This is a genomic window from Bacillus spongiae (assembly GCF_037120725.1).
GTDB lineage: Bacteria > Bacillota > Bacilli > Bacillales > Bacillaceae_K > Bacillus_CI > Bacillus_CI spongiae.
In genome coordinates, this window is sequence record NZ_JBBAXC010000011.1 from 169,053 (window position 1) to 175,569 (window position 6,517).

Genomic DNA, 6,517 nt, shown 5'->3' on the forward strand with positions numbered 1-6,517 from the left:
GTAAGTAATATTTTAATCAGAAGTTAAACCATGAAAGCGGGGAAGGCCGTTGATGAACACCGAGTTTAAAGAGAAGTTAAAAGGTTTGGCGATGGAAAAACTACATCAACTTTTTTATTTACCAGACAACGGAGAGACGGTGGAATGCTCGGATGCGATTCTGGAGTTTGCGGACTTATTTTTGGAGGATGAGGCCGTTATGAAGAACTTACATGAAGCGTACAGACAAAACCTACCTTCTATTGATCTATATAGTCAAACAATCGATATAACGTATAGAAATGAACAAGGTTTACATACCATTGCTTTTTTAGACAAGAAGTTCTCCTTGGAAGAAGCATCCTATGTAGATTTTTTGTCTTATTCAATTGAAATGATGCGTGAGGTATTGCCACTCGGTTCTGTCGTGGAATTAGATCCTCATTTTTTTAACCCAGACCAAGTAACCTTAAAGCCAGTTAAAGTGGTCATTACAGGGAGATTTATTCTTCCAGAAAACTATAAATCATTTTTTCCTTATGTTGGTGTCGTGTACCCATTAGGGGAAGTTAAGAAAGATAGCACCATCTATTTTACGCATCCATTGATTGAAAGCGTTGTTCACGTGGGGTATAAAGACGAGCTGGAAGAGGCATTTGAAGTGCTAATAAAAAATGAAATGATTCTGGATAAAGGAATGAAATCGATTGAATTTTCTACCTCGGACGTGAGTCAGCTCCAAATGGAAAGGGAACCTGAAGAAAAAGCAGGTGAGAGGTAATGCGAATAGACACTAACTAGATACGATGCATTTATCGAGAATCTCCTATCCTTATTAGAACAATCTGTCGCTAATACAAATGCTTATATTTCCACACTGGGAAGGCAAGCGACCATAAGAGTCGACCGACATGACATTTGGGTAAAATTATGTTAAATCGCACAAGGAATTTTGAGAATTATCCTAAAATCCCAGCCCCAACTAGAAACCCCATTCTTTTACGTTCTCTGAGGAACCTACGTCTAATCAAATGGAACGAAACGGGAGTAATCAATCGAAGCTTACAGCACATTGGCCAAGAAATAGAGAGCGCTGAAAGGTATTTGACGGACAGAAAGGGAGCGCTATGGAGACTGTATGACTTTAAAATGAAGTCAATCGTTGTCTTTTTAGGTAACTGGATTTCAGCTCAAACGGACTTGTACTAAGGAATATAGTAAACTCTTCAATTGTCAAAATGAAATGAAGGGTTTAGTAGTGTGATTACAAGGAATAAAGAGATGCCCCACCTTCATACAACTCTGTTTGACTTTTAGAGAAAAGAGTATTTAAATATAGATAAATGTTATCTATAAAGGAGAAGTGTTGATGCAGTACAGTATAGGCGTAGAATATGCCCTACATAGTTTAGTGTATTTATGTTCCACTTCAAAAGTTGGACCAATAGGAATAAAAGATTTAGCCAAGATACAAGGATTATCGGAAACTTATTTGTCTAAAATTTTCACCAAATTAGTTAAAGCGGATATTATTACTTCGACTACTGGTGTAAAAGGGGGATATGAGTTAACTCAACTACCTGAAAATATTTCCTTTTGGGACGTTGTTCGAGCTGTTGAAGGGGAGAAACCAATCTTTCAATGTCGAAGAATTGTTGACAAAAACTTGTTCAATCAAGAAGGGGACCAAGAAGAATGCTGTTCTGCTGTCCCTTGTCGTATAAATATTACGATGTTAGAAGCTGAAAATAAAATGAGAGATTATTTGAAAAGTAAAAGCCTATTATGGTTAAAGCAAACATTAGACAAGGAATTGCCGACTAGCACAATTGAAAAAACCAATGAATGGTTTGATCAAAGAAAAAAACAGTAAATAAGCTTCATAGTTATCCTTCCTAGCATCAATGTTTATAATAAATACAAGCTGTTAAATTAAGACGACTTAGTACGTTAAAGCCCATCTAAGTCGTTTTATCGAAACCAATGGTGTATATACGGAAACATTCTTTCTAAAAGAAAAAAGCCGCTTTCCTTATCCCATTTACCACGTTTAGTAGGAATGTCCAACTGAAATATATTGATATCAGGCTTAATAAATATAATTTCCCCATTACATAGGTTAAACATATAGCATTACGCATCGTCTAGTAACCTCCCGAATAACTAACTATAGCTCTGCTTCCCCCTTAAGAATAGTTGCTCGTTCTAAATTCCCAGTATTCTGAATCAAAACTATATGTTTTAAACTTATATTTTCCTTGTTTCCTTTTAAACAAGGCTCTTTATGTTGAGATTCAGCAATTATGAAAAAGGCAAATAAAAAGTTCGGTTGACAATAATTACATAAATAAATATAATACAGATAGATGTTATCTATAATATAGGGTGCTCATTTAATTGTGCTGGCTTAAACGGTCTTGGTGAACAAACGTGAATCGTTAGAATATTTACTTTCGTTATATAAAAAGTAAATCTTTTTTTATCCTTATTACAGATAACATATATCTATATTATCTTATAGGAGGGTGTTTAGGATGAAACCAAGAATTTTAATGAATGAAGTTGATCCAAATGCGTATAAGGCAATGTATAGTCTTGAGGGGTATTTAGCTAATGCGTCAATGGACAAAAAAATGTTAGAGTTAATTAAAATCCGCGCATCACAAATAAACGGATGTGCATTTTGTATTGACATGCATACGAAAGATGCTCGGAAATTAGGTGAAACAGAGCAACGAATATATGCACTTAATGCTTGGAGAGAAACGAACTTCTTTTCGGAAAAAGAAAGAGCTGTGTTGGCCTTAACAGAAGCTGTCACGCTAGTGTCAAGTGAGCATGTCTCAGATGAAGTGTATGACGAAGTAAATCGTTCTTTTTCTGAAAAAGAAATAGCGGAGCTAATTATGGCCATTGTGACCATAAATGCATGGAATCGAATTGCCATTACAACACGTATGATGCCAGCAGAAAGCGAAGAATAATACGAGGTGGCAATTACACGATAGTGAGCAAAAAGGCCATCGAGGTGAAACGTTGATCTTTTGTAGTATGTAAAAGGCTTCAAACAGGAACAACAAAAAATGCTTAAATAGAGTGAAAAGGAACAAAAGCCTCAGTGAGTATAAACACTGAGGCTTTGATTAAATTCGTTTATAATCGCCACTTTTCCCGCCTGACTTCTCTAATAAATACGTTTCCCCTATCACCATTCCTTTATCAACCGCTTTGCACATATCATAAACGGTTAATGCTGTGATGGAGGCGGCAGTTAATGCTTCCATTTCAACCCCAGTGCTTCCTTTCGTCTTGACTTCAGCTTCAATGATCAGCTCAAAGTCAGCAGCGTTTTTATCCTTCCAATCAAAGATTATATTAACGCCGCTCAAAGGGAGGGGATGGCACATTGGAATGATGGAAGAAGTTTGTTTTGCCCCCATAATTCCAGCAATTTGTGCTACTGAAAGAACGTCTCCTTTTTGAAAATCATGGTCGATTATTTTTTGATAAATTTCTTTATTCACACGAATGCTCGAGCGGGCTTTTGCGATTCTAGTCGTTTCTTCTTTATTCGATATGTCGACCATCTTGGCATGGCCTTGCTCGTTAAAATGAGTAAACTTTGACATTCTATTCAACTCCATAAAAGATTTATTCTCAGTATAAATAAGATGAAAAAAGAGTGTAGTGACAAAGGTCATATACAAACCTTTTTGCCCTCATATACTATAAACTAAAAATAGCATAGCATATAAATCTTACACCTCTAAGCTTAAAAGGAGCTGAAAATCATTGAAGGTCTTACAAGTAGTAGGGTATAAAAATAGTGGGAAAACAACGATGACGTCTTTGTTCATTGAATATGCCAATGAATTAGGCTATATGGTAGGGTCTTGTAAACGACATGCTCACGGGGCACCTGATGTAGTCCAACAGACAGATAGTTATAAGCATCAAGCAGCTGGAGCAATCATTGCAGGGGTAGAGGGGGGAGGAATGCTTAACCTTTCAATAAAAGGTACTGTGTGGAGCTTGAAGAAAATCTTATCCTATTATGAGCTATTGCAATTAGACCTCATTATTGCAGAAGGGTTCAAAACAGAATCATACCAAAAGGTTGTTTTATTGAGAGGAGAACAAGACCTCCCTTTACTAGAACAGGTAGAAAATGTTATAGGGGTGCTATACCCTAAAAATTGTGAAATTGATCATAAAGCAGGCATAACGTATATTGAGAAAGAGAATGTAGATGAAATAAAGCAATGGTTCAAGGAATCCGTATTGAGAGCATAATTTTATTCATAAACTTTGCAACATAAAGAGGGGAAAAGAGCATCACTCAATCGCGTCCATATAATTAGTTACTCACAGGAAAAAGGTAGAATTCATGGAAAAACACGCTTGTAGAGTTCCAAGCGTGTTTTTGTTGTGCCATTGAATTATAAATGGTTAGTAGTTAGTTTATTTAAATTATGTTGTATGTCGATCTAACATTTGACTTCAGCATTTTTTCTAGAATAGAAGTACCAGCAAATGACTAAGCTTATCAAATAGTACCCTAAAAATAAGTAAAGCGCTAAGTTTGCTGATCCCGTAGCATTAATAGACCAACCAAATATTTTCGGGATTAAGAATGCTCCGTAAGCGGCAATCGCAGCGATAAAGCCTAAAACCGGTGCAGCTAATCGTGCTTTTGCATCTGTAAAGATAAAAGGGACCATTCTAAATGTAGAACCGTTAGCAATTCCAGTTGCGAAAAATAATACAAGGAAAGAGATTAAAAATCCAATAAAGTTTTCGGCATTTAAGAAATAGATGACACTGATTGTCGATACCATCATAAGAATCGTATCCCAAAATGTCACAAGAGCTCCGCTGCCAAGCTTATCAGATATCCATCCACCCAAAGGTCTAATGGCTGCTCCAATTAAAGGTCCTAAGAACGCAAGTCCAGCAGCTCCTGCTTCTGGAAACTCCGACTTGATTAATAAAGGAAAGGCTGCAGCATAGCCAATAAAGGATCCAAAGCACATTGTATATAGCCACGCCATAATCCACATATGCTTTTCTTTAAAGATGTCGGCTTGCTCTTTAAAGGATTGCTTTGTCCCAGGCAGGTTATCCATTCCAAAGAAAGCTAGTATAACCATAATAATAATCGGAATAACCCAAATGAAGGCGGCGTTTTGAATGAAGATTTCACTGCCATCTGGTAAAGTTTGTGCACCACCAACGAGCATGCCTAACCAAGGTACAAAGATGATTATAGGAGTAACAAATTGAACAACACTTACCCCTAGGTTTCCAAGGCCAGCATTAATTCCATTTGCTGTCCCTTTTTCTTTTTTAGGGAAGAAGGGGCTAATATTAGCCATTGATGAAGAGAAGTTTCCGCCACCAAGGCCACAGAGCGCTGCTAAAATTGCAAGCGTAACAAATGATGTATCAGGGTTTTGTACAGCTATACCAATTCCAATTGTTGGAATGAGTAAAACGGATGTACTAATGACGGTCCAATTACGACCACCGACAATTCCAGGCATAAAAGTAAAGAAAATTCGTAGGGTCGCACCAACTAACCCTGGAAGTGCTGCCAATGTGAAAAGCTGACTTTCAGTTAAATTAAATCCTACATCATTTAATCTTACCGCAGTCACAGACCAAATTTGCCAAACAATAAAACTTAACATAAGAGCGAACACGGAAATCCACAAATTTCTGTTTGCATGTTTTTTTCCTTCTGTGTTCCAAAAATGACTGTTTTCAGGATTCCAAGTAGTGATTCTTGCCATAATACTTCCTCCTAATCGGTTTTAATAACAAAAGTAAAATGAGATCGTTCATAGCTGTATCGTATCAAAGGGAAACTCGATAGGTTGTGAAGTACATCACAGGCATGCAATTAACAGGGCGGATTTTCTTGTTTTGTCAACTATATAGAAGAAGGATTAATTCGAAAATTTAAGTGTTCCACGTCGATAAGGGGTGCAGGCCTCACCAAATAATTGCTGAACCAAATTAAAAAGGAGGCTGGGACAAAACCCACCTCTGAGATGAAAAAGCCGGTGAAATTTTACAATAAGTAAAATTTCACCGGCTTTGTTTATTTTTGAATTAAAATAAGGACCACTTCTGATAAAATAAAGTTACCACACAAAATCTCATCGAAAGAAGGGTCCTTATGTTTAAAAATTATATCATGAATCAACTAGTTTTGCCTTTAGATTTAGAAGTAAAATTACAAAACAATGATATTGCCTTCCATGTCCATCATTTAGTTGAAAGTATTCCTCATAAAGCATTCGAATCATTTCTCCGAAATGAGGGTTGTCCTGCCTATCATCCACGCATGATGCTTAAAATTATCTTATGTGCCTACACACAATCGGTCTTTTCTGGACGTAAAATTGAAGCTCTATTAAAAGACAGTATTCGTATGATGTGGTTAGCTCAAGGACATGAACCAAGCTACCGCACAATCAATCGATTCCGTGTTCAACCAGAAGTGAAAGAATTAATTCGGGAATGTTTTGTCCAA

The 6,517-nt window shown here is 36.7% G+C and carries 8 protein-coding genes; 6 read left to right on the plus strand and 2 right to left on the minus strand.

What is annotated here, in order from left to right; genetic code table 11:
• The first annotated feature begins 52 nt into the window (after positions 1-52).
• The 4 genes from WAK64_RS14440 to WAK64_RS14455 all read left to right on the plus strand — a co-directional run bounded on the left by WAK64_RS14440 (position 53) and on the right by WAK64_RS14455 (position 2,963).
• Positions 53-760 (plus strand): DUF4176 domain-containing protein, encoded by a 708-nt coding sequence (locus tag WAK64_RS14440; RefSeq protein WP_336587692.1) that lies wholly within the window; start codon positions 53-55, stop codon positions 758-760.
• Between the two features lie 149 nt (positions 761-909).
• Complete coding sequence (locus WAK64_RS14445) at positions 910-1,188, plus strand: hypothetical protein (RefSeq protein WP_336587693.1); 279 nt, start codon at positions 910-912, stop codon at positions 1,186-1,188.
• A gap of 160 nt (positions 1,189-1,348) precedes the next feature.
• Positions 1,349-1,852: an Rrf2 family transcriptional regulator gene (locus WAK64_RS14450; protein WP_336587694.1), complete on the plus strand. Its 504-nt coding sequence runs from the start codon at positions 1,349-1,351 to the stop codon at positions 1,850-1,852.
• Positions 1,853-2,513: 661 nt separating this feature from the next.
• Complete coding sequence (locus WAK64_RS14455) at positions 2,514-2,963, plus strand: carboxymuconolactone decarboxylase family protein (protein WP_336587695.1); 450 nt, start codon at positions 2,514-2,516, stop codon at positions 2,961-2,963.
• 159 nt (positions 2,964-3,122) lie between these two features.
• On the opposite strand, the gene moaC is transcribed toward WAK64_RS14455, so the two are convergent.
• A complete protein-coding gene (moaC, locus tag WAK64_RS14460) occupies positions 3,123-3,608 on the minus strand; it encodes a cyclic pyranopterin monophosphate synthase MoaC (RefSeq protein ID WP_336587696.1) in 486 nt (161 codons plus the stop codon).
• Positions 3,609-3,771: 163 nt separating this feature from the next.
• Between moaC and mobB the strand changes: the two genes are divergently transcribed.
• Positions 3,772-4,272 (plus strand): molybdopterin-guanine dinucleotide biosynthesis protein B, encoded by a 501-nt coding sequence (mobB, locus tag WAK64_RS14465; RefSeq protein ID WP_336587697.1) that lies wholly within the window; start codon positions 3,772-3,774, stop codon positions 4,270-4,272.
• Between the two features lie 194 nt (positions 4,273-4,466).
• Here mobB and WAK64_RS14470 read toward each other — a convergent pair whose 3' ends face one another.
• A complete protein-coding gene (locus tag WAK64_RS14470; protein ID WP_336587698.1) occupies positions 4,467-5,771 on the minus strand; it encodes a NarK family nitrate/nitrite MFS transporter in 1,305 nt (434 codons plus the stop codon).
• Positions 5,772-6,160: 389 nt separating this feature from the next.
• On the opposite strand from WAK64_RS14470, the gene WAK64_RS14475 reads away from it, so the two are divergent.
• On the plus strand, positions 6,161-6,517 hold a 357-nt coding region (locus WAK64_RS14475), incomplete at its 3' end, for a transposase (RefSeq protein ID WP_336587699.1).

Coding starts and splice junctions, on each gene's coding strand:
- WAK64_RS14450 (WP_336587694.1), top strand. CDS start 1,349: ATGCAGTACAGTATAGGCGTAGAATATGCCCTACATAGTTTAGTGTAT.
- WAK64_RS14440 (WP_336587692.1), top strand. CDS start 53: ATGAACACCGAGTTTAAAGAGAAGTTAAAAGGTTTGGCGATGGAAAAA.
- WAK64_RS14445 (WP_336587693.1), top strand. CDS start 910: ATGTTAAATCGCACAAGGAATTTTGAGAATTATCCTAAAATCCCAGCC.
- moaC (WP_336587696.1), bottom strand. CDS start 3,608: ATGTCAAAGTTTACTCATTTTAACGAGCAAGGCCATGCCAAGATGGTC.
- WAK64_RS14470 (WP_336587698.1), bottom strand. CDS start 5,771: ATGGCAAGAATCACTACTTGGAATCCTGAAAACAGTCATTTTTGGAAC.
- WAK64_RS14455 (WP_336587695.1), top strand. CDS start 2,514: ATGAAACCAAGAATTTTAATGAATGAAGTTGATCCAAATGCGTATAAG.